The organism is Pseudomonas sp. NPDC089406 (genome assembly GCF_044900265.1).
GTDB classification, from domain to species: Bacteria; Pseudomonadota; Gammaproteobacteria; order Pseudomonadales; family Pseudomonadaceae; genus Aquipseudomonas; species Aquipseudomonas fakonensis.
Map to the genome: position 1 here is coordinate 19,195 of NZ_JBJDNC010000024.1, position 15,246 is coordinate 34,440.

Here is a 15,246-nt window from a genome sequence, read left to right on the forward strand (position 1 = left end):
GTCGATGCCTGGCTAGCCAAATTTTGGTTGGCCAGGATGGGGATGTTGAATGGCAAGTCTAGGCCTCGCCTCATCGCTTTAGGCTTCGGGTTTTGCAGGACGCAATCAGGCAACCGACAAGGAGTTCACATGTACCTCACGATCATGAAGCCACAAGCGCTTCAGCAAATCGCTGTCTTAGCCCGTGGATTATGGATCGTTGAAGGCCCTGAAGGCTTCGTGCTGGTAATCAAGGCCGGGAAAGAACTGATCCTGGCCGCTCAGCAAAGGCGTGAATTGAAGCTTTACCTCGCGCCATACAAGGCAGACGAAACGAAAGGGCTTACGCTTCTCACCGCCTGCTTTGATGACCCACAAAGTCCGCTATTGATCAAAACCCCACTCATCCCTGGTGACCCTCTCACCGAGGCACTGCAGAGCTTCCCTGACGAATTCAGTGTGTGCTTTTTCGACGAGCACAACCGTGAGCTGTTCAGTTGTAAGGGCCAGGCCAAGCTAGGTCAGCTCCGCAAGGAGCTCGGTACACTCAGCCCCATTGGAGCAGATCACTGGCCCAAGATGTATGAGCAGGCGGAAAGATGGTTCAGCCTCACGACCTATGAGGACGACGCTCGTGCCACAACGGTGTTCCTACAGGAGGATCTGTTCCCCTCGGACTATTTGATCACCGACCTGACCCGCCAGGACTTTCGAGGCTCCAAAGGCTTCTCCAATACACAGTTGGAGCGCACTGAGCCGGGCACGTTTCAGGAGTTGGACATCATCTATCTTCTCCAGCGCGCATACACCTCCGAGCGGATCATCCATGGCCCCTTGAAGGTCTCCGATGGCGAGGAGCTGGCTGACGTAGTGGTGATGGGCGATGAAGTGACTTTGCTGCTGCAGGCGAAGGACAGTCCCAATACGCCAGCAATGATGAACACAACGCTTGAGAGAAAGCGAAAGAAGGCCATAAGTCAGTTGAAGAACGGCCTGCAGCAACTACGTGGCGCCATCTCAACGATCAGGCGAGAAGGCAATCCAGCCTTAGCGCTTGTGGACGGCACGCCCTTGGACATTGATCTTGCTGCACGCCCCCTGGTGGGAGTTGTCGTGGTCAGAGAGCTTTTTATCGACAACTACGATGAATACAGCGCCATGATTTTGAAATTCATGGATGAGGTCGGCGTTCGCGTCCTAGCCTTCGATTACAACGAGTTCGAGGTCATGACCCGCCACTGCCCTTCGGAAGATGCACTGCTGTCAGCGTTCTTGCAGATTTCCAAATGCGCTGAGGAAAGGCGGATCTATCCCCGGCTGCGCTTCACGGATCTGCCGCCACGCTAAATCGAATCGGGCAAGTGGAGAGCTTCTCTGCTCTCACCCCACAACTCCCTTTCTAACCAGGCAGTTCTTTGAGCCAGTAACGCCTGACAGTCGCTTCAGGCAACCCCAGCGCTCGCCCCACTTCCGCCTTCGACATGCCAGTGGCCTTGAGCTCCAGTACCGCCCGGATTCGATCTGGGCTGCTGGGTTTGCCTCGCGTGCGCTTCACCAGCCCTTCACCAGCGTCCCAGTGCCTCTTCAGGCCCTGCAAGCCTCCCTGGGCTACGAAGCCTTCCAAGTCCTTTGAAGCCTTCGCCATGACATCGATAGGTGATGCCCCATTCTGGAGGGCCTGACATAGGGCGACGAGAGCGACGAGATCGAAATCCAGGGTGCGCGCAATCTTGCTCAGCTTGACCAAAGAGACCTGCGTTTTCCCCTGCTCCAATCGCGACAGATTGGCTTGGGAGCTGATCTCGGCAAGCTCCTCCTGGGCCGATCCTCTAAGGTCGCGCAGAGCTCGGACTATTGCTGCTATCTCGTTCTGCATGCTGAGCGCTCAAAACGAAGAATAGGGCCACAGCGCCATGCGTCGATAAATATCGAAAGCTAGCAATAATGGCGATCATCGTTTATCGTGGGCCTACTGATGGCAGCCTCGCCGCGTCCGAGCGACCGGGCCAGGGAATGATCAATTTATTAGAAAGTCGACGTCAGCAGGCTTGGGATGAAGCTTCATATACTGTCTGATCTACATTGTGAGTTCGCCGATTTCGTCCCCCCTGTGGTGGACTGTGACGTGGTCGTACTAGCTGGCGACATCCACGTGAAGTCCAGGGGGGCCAGATGGGCCAGCCTGACCTTCAGCACGCCTGTCATATATGCCATGGGCAATCATGAGCACTACAGCGGGAATATAGATCGAACCCACAGCAAGCTGCTTGACGCTGCTGAGGCGCACGTCCACGTATTGGAAAATCAGGTTTTAGAACACCGTGACGTGCAGTTTCTCTGCGCTACGGGTTGGACGAGCCTGGCCGCAACCGGAGACCCAGAAGCTGCTTCTTGGTGCGCTCGTAACTCACTGAATGACTTTCGCGCAATCCGTGTCGGTGAACAGTATCGGCGTTTGCGCCCTGATGATCTGATCGCGAGAAATCGAGAGACGAAGGAGTGGTTGGAGGGCCAGCTGTCGCTGCCATTCAACGGTAAGCGCGTAGTTGTAACTCACCATCCGCCCCTTATGAAGTTCGTGAGTGACCAAGGAGCCGATCTTCACTTGCGAGCAGCCTATGGCAACAATTGGGATGGCCTGATGGATTTTAAGATCGATCTATGGATCTTTGGCCATACCCACGAAGCCGTGGATGAGGTGGTTAATGGCGTCCGGTTTGTGAGTAATCCTCGTGGTTATCCCTCTGAACAAACTGGCTTCCGGCCAGACCTAGTTATCAGTGTATGAAGACTGATAAGGCTGCTGGTGTTTAGATTTGTTCAGCAGTGAGTAGGTTTCAAATTCGAACGTGATGGAGAATCCATGAGTTGTCTGAATTCCCAGGACTGGACGGCTGAGGGCGGGGTACGACTGCCCAGTCTGGTGTCAGCTAAGTTGGCGATTGCGCAGGCCCATGATTGGGGTGCGCTAGTGGACGCGTACCTGGTAGATGCAGCTGAAGTTGGCGATCGTTTCGTTGCGTATGTGTATGGCGATCTTTCAGGGCAACTGGTTGATGGGATGACAATTGTGACACCCCCTAGTGAGGTGATAGCGGAGGTCGAAGGCATGGCGTTATTGCGGACAGTGTCAGGCAACGATCATTACGTCATGGTCAGCCGATTGCCTGTCGCCGCTTGAGTGCCCCCGCGTCATTGAGGCCGCTGTCTCAGCCCGATTCATTAGGCCCCATCGTCATCTAAATCATTAATAGTTAACGTGTGTTTAAGGGAAGAAGCATGTCCGAGTTAAAGAAAATGACATTGACTGTTAAGAACTATGATGCCCAGGTGAGCGGTGATCTAGACGCTCTCTATCGACGTGTTAGATATGAAGATGAGCACGGCGCTACGCACTATTTCAAAGAGGTTGTGATGTTGAAGTATCTTGCGAAACATGGTGCTTTGGCGACTGATGTTCCGCGAACTTGGTACTATAAGCATGCCTCAAAGAAATCGATAATTGTTGTCGCTTTTGAGAAGGCAGGTGGAAAAGTTGAGTGCGACTTGGATGATCTGCGAATCATCGCAAGGTCGACTTTGATAAAGGGTGTAGTTGTTTCGCTAGCAGCGGTTCCGGCTGGAATTATTGCTGCGACGGCCACCTTTGGAGTTGGGCTTGTCATTATTCCTATGTTTTTGTGGTATGGGTACAGGAACGTCTTCAAGCTTCCGAAAATGCTGGGTCGAAAAACGCTGGTGGATGATTTTTCAAAGTTTGGCGTTACTCTTCGATAGCTTGGCTTTCCTCGTCAGATTGGCTGACTGTCTTGCGGACGCTGACCAGAGAAGGAAACTCAGATGAAGACCAGTGCTGTAATCTTTGATGCCTTCGGAACGCTGGTAGAGATACGGCAGCCAAAACACCCATTTCGACAGTTGCTTCGAGAGGGGCGACGCCAAGGCCGTCTGCCTCGCGCTGATGACATTCGAACGATCATGACCCGTTGCGTTTCTCTAAGCGAGGCTGCTCTGTCCTTTGGTATCAGGATCTCGCCCTCCCAACTGGCATTTCTCGATCAATGCTTGGAGGAAGAGCTGGCAAGCATCCGGCCCTATCCAGACGCGGTTGAGGCCGTTGGGCTACTGCAAGCTGCAGGGCTTAGACTGGCCGTATGTTCAAACCTGGCTATGGCTTACGGCCCCGTAGTGGAAAGGATTTTTCCGCACCTTGGGGCCTATGGTTTCAGCTATCGCATTGGCGTTATGAAGCCGCAAGCCGACATCTACCAGCGCACTTGCGATCTGCTCAATGTCCGGCCAGAAAAGGAGCTCAGTGGTGAGGGACGGATCGTCATGATTGGCGACTCAGAAAGGTGTGATCGGGATGGGCCTGGCCAGATTGGTATCAAGGGTTACCTGTTGCGCAGGAATGGAGGCGGGTTTTCCAATCTTTCCCATTTTGCACAATCAGTGCTGAGTGATAGGTAGCTGGGAGCAGCCCTTCAATTCGATGGTAAGCGTTGTGTCTGAGCTACTGGGTCGCGCCACGAGATGGCCCTGCTGGGCTGCCCGTGCGCAGAGTACGAGGGGCGATCAGATCAGTATCACCAGAGGGTGAAGCATGAATGAGCTTAGGATTGTCGGGCGATGCGTTCGCCCCCCGATTGGCTGCTGGAGTGCTACGCATCGCTGCTTTGAAACGCGTTACGAGCAGGTCTTCTCAATCGCACTTGAAGTGTTTGGAAGCCGAAAGAAGACGGAGCGATGGCTCGTAAAACCTGTAGGTGTAGGCCGTCAGGCACCCTGCAGGGTGCTGTGCACACCTATGGGATTCTCAATTATCCATGACGAGATTAGGCGGCTTGAACACGGCATCCCAGGCTACGAGGGGTAGCGACTGGCCGCGAATCATCTCCGCGAACTCCATGGGTGTGAGGGGGCACTTTCTTGTACTGCAAATGACCTCCGATAGCTCAAGCAGTGGCGCGCATTGCTATGTATCCGTCCGGCCAATACATCTTCCTGACGCAATCGCCGAAGGCCATGGTGTGTTCATCACCCGCTTACCGCGTGCGACCCCCTTCCCTCATAGCTGATTAATCTTTGCCGCCAACCCTCCACGGATCTGCTGCCAACCTGTCGCGGGCGCGAGTTAGGTGTCTTATAGGATGAGCTACTCGGCTCGACTGAATGGTAGGGTGATACCACCCGGATTCTTGATGGACAGCATGAAACGCAGCTCTTGATTCGCTACAATTACCCGCTTTTCGCACGACAGTAGGTCGTCAAAAAAAGACCCTGCCACGACGTACTCCTGATCAAAGGTATCGTTAGTCGCTTTCTGGGGGGTGTAGTTCTCAATACCTCCTTTTATTGCCCACTCCAAGCCATGGCGGACGAGAGTGAGGTAATAGCGGAAATATAGGGGATTACCTTTCAAGAACCGTTTGACGCGAACTGGCAGGTGTCCTCGCGCAACCAACTCATCCTTGGCCAGAATCGAGGCGATGAAGTAGACCAATGCCAGCCGTTCAATGGTTGGAAAATCTGGTTGTTTGACCACCTTCATTCCCGCTGGTTTCAAAAACTCTTTCACCTTAGTCGTCATGTCTTGCAAACGCTTCAGGTTTTTGCTGTGATCAAGCTCGTCGTGGCTTAGGTCATTCTGAACGGCAGGAAGCCGGGCACGGAACTGCCTGATGGTTGGCGCTGCGGGATCATTGGTCGCAAGTTCGGTCGCTAGGGCCCGTACGTAACGAGTCGACTCCTTGCAAATCATGTTGAGGGGCGCGCGATCCAGCGTTTCCAGTTCGTACCGCAGCGCCTCCCCTAGAGAGATTGAAGCCAAAATACGTCCGGGCCTTTTGCTCAAAATCTCCAATGAGCGCCGCATGATTTTCATCCACTCGTCCCCTTTAGCCATCTCCAGCAGCGCGATGTCCAGCACTACGAATTTTGCAGTCGGATCAGCCGCAATTAAAGATTCGAGCTTACCGCTTCGGAAGAAATTTTGGTCTAAAGCAAACACCTTCGCCATGTCCAACTCCTATGTACTGAGGGGGGTGGCCAACGCGGAGTGCTGAGCCTGCAGGTGGGTTGTTGGGAGCTAGCATAGCGGCTTAGGGCTTTGAAAGGAAAACTGGACTGACGATCTGGGCCTTAATTTGGGGATTCTGAAGGTGTGTTCGCCGGACGCTTACATTGCTACGGGTTAATCTTCCACTGATCTCAAAACGGAATCGAGCTCGTGACTAGAAATCCAGTTGAGCGGGCCCTCATGGCGCGAGGGGTAGACAGTGCGTTGGCCAGGAAGCTGAGGGAGGAGAAATGGACGCTCGCCAAGCTACAAATGCAACGTCCTGAGAAACTGCTGGAACTCGGCCTCAGTGAAGCCGTCGTGCCAAAGATCCTCGGGAAAGGCAGGCCACCTATACCACTGGATGTCCTCATCAAGACCCTTTACGACAATCGCTGGGTTTGCTGTGTCTGTCGAAACGCTGAGCGCCCGGTCATCGTTCATCACATCGAATCATGGGCAGAAAGTCGCGACCACTCGCCGGCCAACCTCGCAGTCCTCTGCTCTATCCATCATGGGGAGGCCCACTCCACGCATGCTCTGGAGCTTACGCTCACCGCTGATCGGCTCAAGGCGGAAAAGGCTGCGTGGGAACAGGAGGTGAGCCGGCTCGATCCTTTGGCCATATTCAAAGCCACTCAGCTAATGAGTTGCCAGTGGTGGTACTTCAATCACCTTAGGGTTTTCGAAATTGCCGAACACGTCGGAGTGGATGTTACGAAGCTCCAAGGATATCAAGCGGCTCTCCGCAATGGGGTCTGTGACGAGGACGGCTACCTTTGCACCAGAGAGGGTCTTTTGTACGTCGGCCAGGCACCATCGCACAGCCTGCACCGTTACATGAGCAACATGTTGCGGGCTGCCATGGGTCATGCCTTTGTCAGGAATATCTCGGATGACCTGGATCGGAGCACGCTCGATATTCTGGTCACTCCTGGTGACCTGGTGTTCGTGCAGGGCTCCTATCATTTCACGGATATGCCTCCTGACGGTTCCGGCGCCGACATGGTTCGAGGGCGACGACGCGTCAACAAAGTCGAAATCACGTTCGTGTTCGATAGGAATGAGGGAGCGTCCGGCTCAGCACGCACCGAATGGCTTCTTGGCGTGCACACATTGGGCTGTCTGTTGCGCGTGAACAAGCTACAGCGAGATCTCAACGGTGTGTTGCATCTCGGAGCTACCGTCTTGGCGATTCGCAGCGCTCATGAAGAGTTGAAGTCGAGGATGTATGAGATAGGCCTCTATCAAAGCGGCCTGATAGGTCATGAGGGCGAGGAGTTGGAAGATTTCGATCCTGGGTACGCTGAGGGTGAGAACGATGACTTACTTTACTCGTAGCTCGGGCATGACTTGAGTCCACGCTTTTGTGGCAAGCGTCCACGCTATTGTGACTGAGTGGATCGCTGTGCGTTGAAAGTGCCGGCTTCAATTCACGCCAGGTGTCGAAGCCCCTGTCCTATTCCCGCCGCGCAATGTCAGGCATTATCGAGCTGGCTGCTATGGCGATGTGCCAGTGGAGTAGGTCAGGCGGAGAGTAAGGATGAAGGATTCATTTTCAAGGCGTCACGGTTTCTCGCAGATCGACGAGGCCGAAATCACCGTACGAGAAGATGCACCGCAAGCGCTGCAGGAATACCTGATTCAGTTGAGCTACGAGTGTGGTCTCAAGCCCTCAGACCTGCGCCAAATCATCTGCCAGACCTTGAAGGTTTTGCCCGATAAGCAGAACTGGAGCGAGAGACCCAACATCCACGAGGAGAACGTCCAGCGGCTTGAGCAGTGCAAGTGGTTCAAGGTGTATGACGTCATCGAGCGGCTGGATGACTACTTCGGCAACCGTAACTACGACGGCGATGTGTACGAGCACTTCACGACTGAACTGAACGAGTTCTTCATCGAGCACGGCATAGGCTGGAAGCTGCTGGATGGTCGCATCGAGATGCGTGGCTCTGAGTCTTTTGAACAGATTCTGACCTCGGCGAAAGAAACTGAGCACCAACACGGTCACGTCACGGCCAGCAAGGAATTGCACCAGGCGATAGCTGACCTCTCACGCCGGCCATCCCCAGACCCGACTGGAGCAATTCAGCACGCCATGGCCTCGCTGGAGTGCGTCGCTCGGCAGGTCACTGGTGACCAACAGGCGACCCTGGGCAGGATCATGAACGATTGCCGGACGCTGATTCCAGCACCATTGGATCAGGCGGTTATCAAAACTTGGGCGTACGCCTCGGAGTTCGGACGGCACATTCAAGAAGGGCGCGAACCCTCTTTCGAGGACGCAGAGCTCGTTGTTGGCCTGTGCGCCTCGGTCAGCAGCTATCTGATCAAGAAGTCGAAGTGACGGAAATCGTTGCTTGGCCCTCGGGCGGGGGCTGGCGAGTATGTCGCGGAGGTGTTGGATGACGGGGGCCGCGATTTTTGCCGTCGCAGCAAGACCAGCTTCGGTTGCAAAGGCGGTGGCCAGGGCCCCAGGGTTTCACTTGATCGAAGCCGGAGCGTCCTAGCCGCCAAGCTGGCCAGGCATTATGATGGTGGGCTTTGCCGCCATCATTTGTTCACTTGTTTGGGGTAGACCTTTGGGACTTGTCGTCACGCAGAACCTGGTCACGGTTGACCACGCCGTCAGAGAGCATCTGATCACCACTGTGGATGGCAACCCTAAAGCGGACATCCGGGAGTGCGGGCTAAAGGTCACGTCCTTGTTCACACGGATCAAGTCCTCCGCTAAGCGGAGCCGGGATCGAAAGGCCAGTGTGATTGGCGATAACTGCCCGCTTCTGTACGCCCTCAAAGGCAAAGATGGCCTTACGACCAATATCACCTCCATCAAACGCCTGGCACAGAGCGGTAGCGAGATCCTGGCGGTGATTGCCGCACAAACCCAAGCCGACACGGTAGTGTATATGCCGTCAGGCTACAGTTTGAGCCGCATCGTGGCGTCGCGATGCGCCTCCGTGCTCAATGCTGAATTGGCCCATGATGTCTTCGTAAAGTCGACCAAGCTGGAAGCCTTTGACATGATCCGAAGAGCAGAGGACAACGGAGAAATCACCGGCGATGAACGCAAAGGCCTCCAGTTCAGGCTGAAAAAAGCTGATGGCTTTCCCTTGAAGGTGATCCCGGTGGATTATCGCCACCTGTTCACGCCGCTCCAACTCAACCCAGCTTTTCGTGGTAATGTTACTGGCCGCGTCGTGTTGGTTGACGACCTTCTGGCCACGGGGCGGACGCTCACGGTGGCCAAAGAGATCGTCCAGGCGATGAATGGCGTCACCTCGGTGGAAGCCATCTGCCTTTTCAGCGACGTGTGATGCTTTACAAGGGATAGCCCCTTCGCTACTATTGATTACGAGTGTGCATGAGCCTCCCCGCTCGTTAAATCCAGATGAGGCCCGCGTAGCACCTCCCAGGGTCAGTCCGTAAAGGGCAAGTAATGGGACGGTTAGGCAGCGGCTAACCCCTCAACCTTCTAGGTTGTTGAAGCTTCATAGGGCTCACGCCCTACCTCTTTCGAAGCCGAGCTCATGCTCGGCTTTTTCTTTGACGCTATACACGCGTCTTCTGGCCTACATCGCCCCGAGATGTGGGCTCCCCCCGGCCCGTCCGACCTCTCAAGAACTCAAGGTTCGAGCTCGACTGCTGGTTCTCCGCAGCCGAACATCCGGGGTGCATAACGCTGCGCTACTCGTATGCGCCCGGTGAGCACGCCTACCTAGCTCCAGCATTAAAGGCGAGGGGGATATCCAGGAATTCATGGAGGGTCGGCGCTTAAAGCTTCAAGCTCAGCAGCTGACGGAGTGAGAAATCTAAACTTTTTCTTAGATTTGGCGAGTTTTGGAGGCGCTGGCGGGAAATTCGAAGCTATAGCTTAGTTTTTCGTGCTTTGTACCCATGGTCTGCTGCGGATGTCCGGTCTGATGACTTGGCCCCATGATTAGCGTCCGGCGAACTCATCCAGATCGCTATTCGTCAGATCTGCATGTGCATGGTCTGGTGAGAGATCCCGGCGACCCTGAGGGCTTCGCGTTGCCCGACCGCCATGCTATATGGTGTCATCCTGCCAGTAGCTTGGCGTTGGATGAAGCAGTAGCCAGGCACATTTCACAAGGATAGTTTTGGTCATGACGTACATTAACTTGCCCAGTAATCAGCAAGCTGCAATCAGCGATGTTGATGAGACGGTGCTTCGGGCTGCAGTGCGCAAGTGCCTGGATGAAGAGCGCATAGGGCCGATTCAGGGCCTTGGGCTCAGTGACTGTGGCCCCTACGTGGGTACCAAGCTTCATGCGTTCCAACAAGCGATCGCTGAGTACAGTAAGGCCAAGGCCCATGCCAAGCGCGAACGCACTCGACAGGACGCACTGTATGCAGGCAATGACCTCATTCACGCTGTGCAGCAGATGAAGGGTCGGCTCGAAACTGAGCGCCAAGAGGGCGAACTGTTCTTCATTGATGATCAGATCAGACCGCCTTTCCATTTCAGCAAGCGACTGTCAGTGCAAGTGTCATTCCGCTGGCGAGCGTCGCCGTCTACGGACTGGAAGCATGGGCACCTGACGTTCGTCTACGATTTCTCCCCTCAGCCCAGCTACACCCTGCCGCAACCCAAGCGCAAACCCAGCGCAGCGCAGGCAGCCAGAGATCTTGAAGACAGTCGGTACCGAGAATGGGAACGCTTGAAGGCCCAGGCGCTCTTTTCTCTGAGAGAGTTCTTCCGCGATGGGGGCGATGGGGGTGCTGTGCCTGAGGTGTTCGCGGTGAGGCCTAGTCCCTATGGCGGGGGCCTGAATAACTTCAGCTGTAATTTTTGGCAGCCCGAGAGGCCGGCACTCTAAATTCGAGCAAGCATCAGTCTAGGTTGGGCGGCGAGTACTCCGGATGGAGAAGCTGAGCCGGGGTGACCCCTAGAATCGTGCAGGTGGCTCGACGGCTCAATAGGTGGGATACCTCAGAGGCCGCCGAGCACTGCTAACACGATAGCCATTAAGGCTTAGGTACTTTGCGGGCTGACTCGCAGGCCTCCATCGTCGAGTCGAGTATGAATTGGCGCGGAGTTTTGTTCAGCATGTTGGCCGCTTTGTTGACCTTGTCGGTCTGGTTGACCCCAAAGGTAACCAAAATGGGTTTGCCAGCGATGGCGGGTGGAGGGGATTTGCGGCTCATTCATTTTTCCCCTGTTCCAAAACCTGCTCTGCTTTCTGCAAAGTAGCCTGCTTAATGAGCTTGTTCACGGAAATACGTTTGCCGGTGCATCGCTCGATCAAATCAAGTTGGTGGTTTATCGAGTCGGCTTCCTCCTGGGTGAGTGACAGGCGTTGCTGGCGCTTCATTGTGTACTGCTCTGAGTATTCATCGGCAGCGGGGGCAGGCGCTGCTGCCTGTTGTGCTGCAGGATCTGCAGCGATGTGGGGGTTGAATGTCGTCATTCGTGAATTCCTGTATGTGGGCTTGGCCCAGTTATTTGCTGAATGGGTGAGCCAGTCCATGGGAGCTTGGCTCAGCTGGCCTGCCAGTGCGGCGACACATTTGCGGAGTGGGCTCGACAGCGGCGGGTGAAGCAACGATAATCGCTGCTCGTGGGTTTGTCACCTGTTTTGAAAAGTAAACGCCATGAGGTGTGTAAACGTGTCTGAGAGCAAGGTCAAAAAGGCAATCAGCGTCCGATTCGATCCAGTGGAGTACGCGAATTACTCAACTATGGTCGAAGATGCGGGGGTGGCCGTAAGCGACGGCCTTCGCTACCTAGTGACGGAGAAGCTGCAGCAAGCGAAAAGAGCCGACATGAAGAATTTTCATATCAGCTTCGATTTTCGATGGAAGGATCGTGACGTTGCTTTTCCTGAGCACATCGGGAATATGCTGGTGACGGTAACCCCTCCCCGCGAGGTATCGGACGATTTCTTGCAGCGTCTCATTTTTGTCATTCCAGAGTTTTGGGATGACGCAGGGTCGGGATTAATGGAGATGTTCCGCATCGACTCAGCCTATTTCCACAGAGTCACGGCAGAGTCCCACCATAGGACGAGCGCCAAGGTCTCAAGAAATGTCCTGAGCTTCCATCTCCTCAAAAGCCGATGGAGAGCTGCCATATTCGACTATGGCAGCGGGTACGAAGCAGAGGAGCTAGAAGATCGAATTCGCTCAGCGGTTACGTCTCACTTTACCCAGACTATCCGGCTTTACCTCATCGATCATCTTCCAGCGTCTCGGGTACTGCCAGAGGAGCTTTTCAACGAGATGATGAGTTTCCGCGACGAAAGCACCCTCGATCAGATGATGGCTTTAGGCTAGATGTCGTTGTCGCGAGAAGGCGTCCCCGGCCCGCGGGGTGTTTGACCCGTGCCAAGGATGCATCGAGTCTCTCTAGTGTATTAAGCGCCCCTGCAAGAGGCTGCGTGAGGCATCCCTAGTCTAAAGGACGCCGGCACCAGCTAAGTTCATTTGCTATACAGCCGGGCATCAATCTGGCGGTGAAGCGGCGACAGCGGGGTGCCAATAGGGGATCTGTGAGGCCCCTGGCTTATCCAGGACAATCGCTACGCTTTGCTCGGCCCGTGTGACCGCCACATAAAAATCGGCTGCGGAGAGGGGCAGGAGATACTCCCCTTTGCTGATGAACTTGCCGATAGGCTCGGTCGGATAAATCAGCACGCGGTTGAAGGTCTGTCCTTTGGACACCCCGAAGTTCATGTAGTCGAGGTCGAACTCCTTGCCCGAGCTGATGCTATTGCGCAGGCACTGGGGTTGGAATGTCTCAACGTACTGACGGACGTGAGTCTTTCTCACGAGGAAAACGCCGTCGTGGGGTGTGATGACGTGATTCTGTGAGGTCGTTTCCGGAAACTCCCAGCTCGCCTCGAAGATAGTGTCGGAAAAGGTAGCGATTGTCTGGCAGCACCTCCATGTGACAGAGCTGTAGTTGATTTCCAAGCGGCCAGCTTTCTGCTGTTTCTTGAACCATGCAATGGATTTCGAGTAGGCAAAGGCCTTCTTCATTTGACCACGAGGATTGGTGGACAAGACGGCCTGACGGACGTCCCCGACCAGTCGTATCTCAATGCGTGTGCCGAACAGCGCCTCCAGGATGTCCCAGTCGTAACCCGAAAGATCCTGAACCTCGTCGATGAGTATTTCGTCGTAAAGGCATTCGAGGCGTTGAATCAGGGCCCCGCCGCTTTGGCCAATCAATTGATGGGCCAAGCGTGCTAATTCCTTCGCATAGACACTGTCCGAAGAGTCGAAAAATCGATCCTCACCGCTGGAGTATCGTCCCGGCTCACCTTCGAAGTTGAAGCCCCTGCAGCGCTTGCCGGGGAATGCGAACGGGACGAAGGGTTTGACGAAATGACGCAGTAAAAAGCTGAACCAGCCAGAGACCTCCAAGCCGGGTCGGTCACCGGCATACCGCCTTACACGCTCGCGCAGCTCGATTTGGTTCGCCTGTGCGAAGGTGATGAGCAGAACTTTGCGATCTGCTGGTAACGCCTTGCAATGCTCCACCAGGCCTTGTGTCTTGCGAGCGCCCGCAACTGCCAGGGTCAGGTAATTGTTAGCCATGAATGAACGCCGCAGCCGCAGCCATATACGGTGGCGGTGTGACCGCCTCCTTGGATTTGGCGATGAGAAGTGCTGCTTCCGTTTTCTCTCTCGACATCCATTTCTCAAGGCTGGCCCGATCAGTGGCCCCGAGAATCTTGCGCAGAGACTCTTCGCTGTTGCACGCCCTCAATTGTGGCTCCAATGTCTTGCCAGCTTCCTTTGCGCCAATGAAGAGTTCTCGCTTTCCTGTTTCTAGTAGTTCGTTGACGGTTTCCTTAAGGGTTTCTGGGTCTTCCCCGTCGTTGTCTCGAAGCACTGCAACTGGGCGATCGATGGCAGTACAGAGTTCCAGGCAGCGCTTCAACGTCAGCCCGTGCATGCTCATCACATCAATCCCCAGCTCCATCGGGTGCTTACCGTAGAGGTCTTTGAAGAAGCGCTCAAACAAGATCTCGTCCGAAGGGCCTTCCACCAGGACGAGCTTGTGAGCCAGCACCATCCGCAACGTGTCGAAGCCTGGGAGCTTTTGGAAATAGCCGACCGTGTCCGGATCAAGCGTCTCGATGTGAGATGCCTTGCCGCGATGCAGGAGGAGCAAGGAACTCAGGCCGAGGCGGTTTAGCACGTAGGCACTGTGCGTCGAGATGAACAACTGCCGTTCGCCAGCAGCCTCCTCAATGCGCGACAGCAGCGTGGTCAAGCTGGTATGTGACAGATGATTCTCTGGCTCTTCAATCATCACAATGCTGGTTTGCTCGGACAGGCGCTGCATGGCCAGCGAGATCTTGATCGAAGCCTGCTGCCCCTGGCCAGCCAAGGCGAACGGCACATGATCCACGTGTGGTGTGACCGACCCCTCCCAGGAGGATTGAGCGCTTTGATCCATGGCCAAGGCCATCACCTGGTTATCCAGTGGCGCCCGAATATCTTTGAGGCGATCATTTACGCCTCCCAGGGAGTTGGAGGTCATGGACTCTTTGATCTCGCGGTAATGCTGAGAGATCTTGGCTTTCTCGCCCGGCTCCAAATGGTCACTTAGGATTTGGCGCAGGTGGTAGTCGACGCCTGAGGTCGAGCGGACGGTACGGGAATCGATAGTCGCAACGGCGAGCTGACGGGGGCGCCTAGTCAGTACCTCGTCCCCAAAGGTTCGCCATTCAATCTTGTAGTACTCGACGGGGATCAGCGCGCTGGGGTTGATACGCCACTGGGTCAGCTCCTCGTCATACTCAGGGTTGGGGATGACCTTGAATGAGATGCCAGGGCAGGCATTTGTCTTCCTGTCGCTATTGATCGCGCCACAGAGGAATTGCAGCTCTGGCCGATTTTCGAGGAATAGCTCAATCAGAACTTCTGGAAGAGCTGGGGTTTCATCCCAATCGCAATTCTCTAGAAATTGGTTAACCAGCTCTTTGTTGAACCAGTACGGGTTCAACTCCTCCTGAGCGGAGCGGCCACCGATACGCCCGTTTAGTGCGAGACCGATCGCCTCCATGAGGGTCGACTTGCCCGCGTCATTACCGCCCACAAGGATGTTGAGATCCTTGTTTGGCAGCAGCGTGAAGTCGCCGTAGATCCGATAGCCCTGGATTTTGATCTTCGTGATCATCTGCTGTCCTTAGGTGGAAGGTATGTCCGGTTAGTCGGTACATTGGTCGGTGCAT

Annotated in this window: 16 protein-coding genes; 10 read left to right on the plus strand and 6 right to left on the minus strand. The window is 54.9% G+C overall.

Annotated features, from left to right (window positions below):
• Nucleotides 1-129: 129 nt before the first annotated feature.
• Nucleotides 130-1,326, plus strand: a complete 1,197-nt coding sequence (locus ACI2KK_RS17565; protein WP_404669855.1) for a hypothetical protein — start codon at nt 130-132, stop codon at nt 1,324-1,326.
• 52 nt (nt 1,327-1,378) lie between these two features.
• On the opposite strand, the gene ACI2KK_RS17570 is transcribed toward ACI2KK_RS17565, so the two are convergent.
• Entirely contained in the window at nt 1,379-1,855 is a 477-nt protein-coding gene (locus ACI2KK_RS17570; RefSeq protein WP_404669856.1) for a helix-turn-helix domain-containing protein, read from the minus strand.
• Nucleotides 1,856-2,032: 177 nt separating this feature from the next.
• On the opposite strand from ACI2KK_RS17570, the gene ACI2KK_RS17575 reads away from it, so the two are divergent.
• The 4 genes from ACI2KK_RS17575 (at nt 2,033) to ACI2KK_RS17590 (ending at nt 4,449) form a co-directional block, all read left to right on the plus strand.
• Nucleotides 2,033-2,767: a metallophosphoesterase gene (locus tag ACI2KK_RS17575; RefSeq protein WP_404669857.1), complete on the plus strand. Its 735-nt coding sequence runs from the start codon at nt 2,033-2,035 to the stop codon at nt 2,765-2,767.
• Nucleotides 2,768-2,842: 75 nt separating this feature from the next.
• A complete protein-coding gene (locus tag ACI2KK_RS17580) occupies nt 2,843-3,160 on the plus strand; it encodes a hypothetical protein (RefSeq protein WP_404669858.1) in 318 nt (105 codons plus the stop codon).
• Between the two features lie 98 nt (nt 3,161-3,258).
• Nucleotides 3,259-3,756 carry a hypothetical protein gene (locus ACI2KK_RS17585; RefSeq protein WP_404669859.1) on the plus strand — a complete coding sequence of 166 codons (498 nt, stop codon included), beginning with the start codon at nt 3,259-3,261 and terminating at the stop codon, nt 3,754-3,756.
• A 63-nt stretch (nt 3,757-3,819) separates the two neighbouring features.
• Nucleotides 3,820-4,449 (plus strand): HAD family hydrolase, encoded by a 630-nt coding sequence (locus ACI2KK_RS17590; RefSeq protein ID WP_404669860.1) that lies wholly within the window; start codon nt 3,820-3,822, stop codon nt 4,447-4,449.
• A 685-nt stretch (nt 4,450-5,134) separates the two neighbouring features.
• On the opposite strand, the gene ACI2KK_RS17595 is transcribed toward ACI2KK_RS17590, so the two are convergent.
• Nucleotides 5,135-5,998 carry a hypothetical protein gene (locus tag ACI2KK_RS17595; protein WP_404669861.1) on the minus strand — a complete coding sequence of 288 codons (864 nt, stop codon included), beginning with the start codon at nt 5,996-5,998 and terminating at the stop codon, nt 5,135-5,137.
• Between the two features lie 210 nt (nt 5,999-6,208).
• Between ACI2KK_RS17595 and ACI2KK_RS17600 the strand changes: the two genes are divergently transcribed.
• The 4 genes from ACI2KK_RS17600 (at nt 6,209) to ACI2KK_RS17615 (ending at nt 10,878) form a co-directional block, all read left to right on the plus strand.
• Nucleotides 6,209-7,378 carry a hypothetical protein gene (locus ACI2KK_RS17600; protein WP_404669862.1) on the plus strand — a complete coding sequence of 390 codons (1,170 nt, stop codon included), beginning with the start codon at nt 6,209-6,211 and terminating at the stop codon, nt 7,376-7,378.
• Between the two features lie 202 nt (nt 7,379-7,580).
• A complete protein-coding gene (locus tag ACI2KK_RS17605) occupies nt 7,581-8,384 on the plus strand; it encodes an AbiJ-NTD4 domain-containing protein (protein ID WP_404669863.1) in 804 nt (267 codons plus the stop codon).
• A gap of 184 nt (nt 8,385-8,568) precedes the next feature.
• A complete protein-coding gene (locus tag ACI2KK_RS17610) occupies nt 8,569-9,354 on the plus strand; it encodes a hypothetical protein (RefSeq protein ID WP_404669864.1) in 786 nt (261 codons plus the stop codon).
• Between the two features lie 810 nt (nt 9,355-10,164).
• Nucleotides 10,165-10,878 carry a hypothetical protein gene (locus ACI2KK_RS17615; protein ID WP_404669865.1) on the plus strand — a complete coding sequence of 238 codons (714 nt, stop codon included), beginning with the start codon at nt 10,165-10,167 and terminating at the stop codon, nt 10,876-10,878.
• Between the two features lie 148 nt (nt 10,879-11,026).
• Here the strand turns inward: ACI2KK_RS17615 and ACI2KK_RS17620 are convergent, their stop codons facing one another.
• Both ACI2KK_RS17620 and ACI2KK_RS17625 read right to left on the minus strand, forming a co-directional pair.
• Nucleotides 11,027-11,206, minus strand: coding sequence for a hypothetical protein (locus ACI2KK_RS17620; RefSeq protein WP_404669866.1), 180 nt, complete (start codon nt 11,204-11,206; stop codon nt 11,027-11,029).
• A complete protein-coding gene (locus ACI2KK_RS17625) occupies nt 11,203-11,469 on the minus strand; it encodes a hypothetical protein (protein WP_404669867.1) in 267 nt (88 codons plus the stop codon). The genes ACI2KK_RS17620 and ACI2KK_RS17625 overlap by 4 nt, the downstream gene beginning before the upstream one ends.
• 199 nt (nt 11,470-11,668) lie before the next feature.
• Between ACI2KK_RS17625 and ACI2KK_RS17630 the strand changes: the two genes are divergently transcribed.
• Nucleotides 11,669-12,334, plus strand: coding sequence for a hypothetical protein (locus ACI2KK_RS17630; protein WP_404669868.1), 666 nt, complete (start codon nt 11,669-11,671; stop codon nt 12,332-12,334).
• Between the two features lie 168 nt (nt 12,335-12,502).
• On the opposite strand, the gene ACI2KK_RS17635 is transcribed toward ACI2KK_RS17630, so the two are convergent.
• Together ACI2KK_RS17635 and ACI2KK_RS17640 are read right to left on the minus strand one after the other, a co-directional pair.
• Complete coding sequence (locus ACI2KK_RS17635; RefSeq protein WP_404669869.1) at nt 12,503-13,600, minus strand: UvrD-helicase domain-containing protein; 1,098 nt, start codon at nt 13,598-13,600, stop codon at nt 12,503-12,505.
• Nucleotides 13,593-15,191, minus strand: coding sequence for an ATP-dependent nuclease (locus ACI2KK_RS17640; protein ID WP_404669870.1), 1,599 nt, complete (start codon nt 15,189-15,191; stop codon nt 13,593-13,595). The genes ACI2KK_RS17635 and ACI2KK_RS17640 overlap by 8 nt, the downstream gene beginning before the upstream one ends.
• Between the last annotated feature and the right edge of the window lie 55 nt (nt 15,192-15,246).